At 48.4% G+C, this 2644-nt stretch carries 2 protein-coding genes; one reads left to right on the forward strand and one right to left on the reverse strand.

Going from position 1 to position 2644, the window contains the following annotated elements; all coding sequences use genetic code 11:
• Positions 1 to 1210 (forward strand): virulence-associated E family protein (locus tag Q7U95_RS01510; protein WP_308751515.1); only part of this gene is annotated, 1210 nt, incomplete at its 5' end.
• Positions 1211 to 2334: 1124 nt separating this feature from the next.
• Here Q7U95_RS01510 and Q7U95_RS01515 read toward each other — a convergent pair.
• Positions 2335 to 2644 (reverse strand): hypothetical protein (locus Q7U95_RS01515; protein WP_308751516.1); only part of this gene is annotated, 310 nt, incomplete at its 5' end.

Here is a 2644-nt window from a genome sequence, read left to right on the forward strand (position 1 = left end):
CCGAAAGAAATCCGACCGATCGAAGCCGGTGCTGAACCTTGAAGGTTATATCTGGTCCCTGAAGGATCCGCTAAACGGTGATCAGTGGACAGACGCTCACGATCGGGCCATTCGAATGCTGATTGAGGCACCGACGACACAAGGCGGTTACGGGATCAAAGTCACCGACCGAGACCTGTTCGCGGCGGTAAACCTGGTCGCAGAAGCAAATCGCTTCCATCCCGTGCGGGAGAAAATACTCAGTGTCGAATGGGACGGTGTTGCTCGCGCAGAGACGCTGTTTATCGAATATCTGATGTGCGACGACAACGCATATAACCGACAGGCTTCCTTGCTCACGCTGCTAGGGGCTCTGACCCGCATCTTTGAGCCAGGTCACAAGTTCGACTTCGTTCCCATCCTCGAAGGTCTTCAAGGCAAGGGAAAATCGACCTTCATCGAGATTCTGGGGGTAGGTTGGTACTCAGAACTGGTCGGTGACATCTCCAACCCGCAGGAAATGGTCCAAATCATGCAGGGATCATGGATTATGGAGATTGGGGAACTCTCTGCCATGGCCCGACATGAGGTTAATGACCTTAAAGCCTTCGTCTCCCGCAAGTTCGACAAGGCACGGCTTCCGTATGGCAAACGAGCGATGACCTTCCCGCGGCAGTGTATCTTCGTTGGATCGACCAATGATGATGAGTACCTGCGTGACTCGACCGGGAACCGGCGCTACTGGCCAATCGTTTCCAAGGTCGAAGGAATGATTGACAACAAGCGTCTGGCCAAAGAAATCCTGCAGATATGGGCAGAGACTTACCAGCTTTACCGCGCGATGCGGGATGCACGGCCATTCGGAGAATTGCCCCTTTACCTGACCGACGAGATTGCACAGGTCGAGGCTGCAGCCGTTCAGGAAAGCCGTCGCATAGAGACATCGGAAGAAGCCCTTGCTGCCGTCATTATGGCATGGCTTGACCAGCCCATCGGCTCCGAAGATGGCTTCACCGACCTCGACGGCGAAACCACCCTGCGAGACGCCACCTGTCTGAACCAGATATGGCAGGAGTGTCTTGGCAAGACAGGTTCCATCCCGCACAACGAGACCATGAAAATCGGAAAAGCCTTGAAGTTGACCAACTGGAACAGGTCTTGGAACAAGGTGATGCACCCAGAGTTTGCGTCAAGGTACGGTCCCACTCGAATATATACCCGACCTGATTGAGAATGGCCCCTTCGGGGGCCTTTTTCATATCTTTGCGTAAGATTGAACATTCGTTTACAGACGAATATTAGTTAGAAATCTAATGTTGGATCAGAAACAAAGATTTACAGGAAATTTAACATTCGATCCTAATCAAATTCATTTTGGTTCAAACATTTCCCTACAGACGAACATTAGCCTGTAGAATCTAACACCCTCCCAAGGGTGTTGATTAGGGTGTTGGGTAAAATGTCAATGTTTTCAATGCTTAACCACCCCCAACACCCTTAACACCCTATTTTCCTATAACTTCTCTCTACAGGGGTAATCTACGTTTCTGGCTGTTTCGACCAGTTGTAGGGCTTGTCCCTTTATCAGACTTTTTAGTAGGAATAGGGTGTTAAGGGTGTTAAAGGTGGTAAAGTATTGAAATTAAACATAAATCTTCACCACCCTCACTTACCACCTTACCTAGGGTGGTAAAGTATTGAAAATAAACAAGAAATTTTACCTTACATCGAAAATTCGGTTACAATCAAACATTCGATTGTAGAGCATTGCATCGTGGATCAATGGTCGGACCTCCCACTCAGGGGGTTCGTTTTGCAAAGTTGCAAAGTCTGTCCTGCAAATCTGCAAAGTGTTATAATATCACATGAATCTGTGAACAGTGTTCAAAATCAGTTTCGATGCGAAAAAAATCCAGAAAAAATTGTTCATTTTCAATGTATTATGCCAGTTTTACTCTGATATTTTTCAAATTTCGCGTGAATCGGGGTTCTGCGTCCCCGCCCGACCGCGCCACCCCGTAGAAGGACCCATAGCCAAGGCAATACTGTAAAATCGAACATTATCAAGGCGTTATCCAGGCTTTGCACCTGCATCCTGCAGCATTGCAAAGTTGCAAAGCGTTATAAATCAAACGCTTAGGCGATTAGACCAGGACGCAATCCTCCGCGCATGATGACGCCACGACTCCACGCTATCGGATCCGGTAAAAGCGAGGTGCAGGGCGAAGCATGGCCACAGGGCGAGGTGCAGGGCGAACCATGGCCACAGGGCGAGGTGCAGGGCGAACCATGGCCAGAAAAGCAAAAACCCGCCACTGGGGCGGGTTCAATGCAAAAGTGCAGCTTTTGGCGGGTTCAACTGTATTCTGACTCCCTTATACGTTCCATATATTCCCTATAGTCAATCTGGACAAATTCCAGTTGATACGAACTCTGTCGAATTACAAAGTTAGCCCGCTTTCCTCCACCTTGAATATATTTCCAAATATCAACTGTATTGATTTGACGCCTTGCGCGCAATGGCCAAGAATTCAAATCAATTTCAGAATTGATATGCTTCACCATTGCCGCGCGTGTTTCATATCTGGCAACATCAAGCGAATCCGGCATACATCCCGCCAAGCCGCGCATGATAATGTAATATGCAATCTTTTGTGACATTACC

The sequence above is a fragment of the Candidatus Oleimmundimicrobium sp. genome (assembly GCF_030651595.1).
In the GTDB taxonomy this organism is placed as follows: Bacteria; Actinomycetota; Aquicultoria; order UBA3085; family Oleimmundimicrobiaceae; genus JAUSCH01.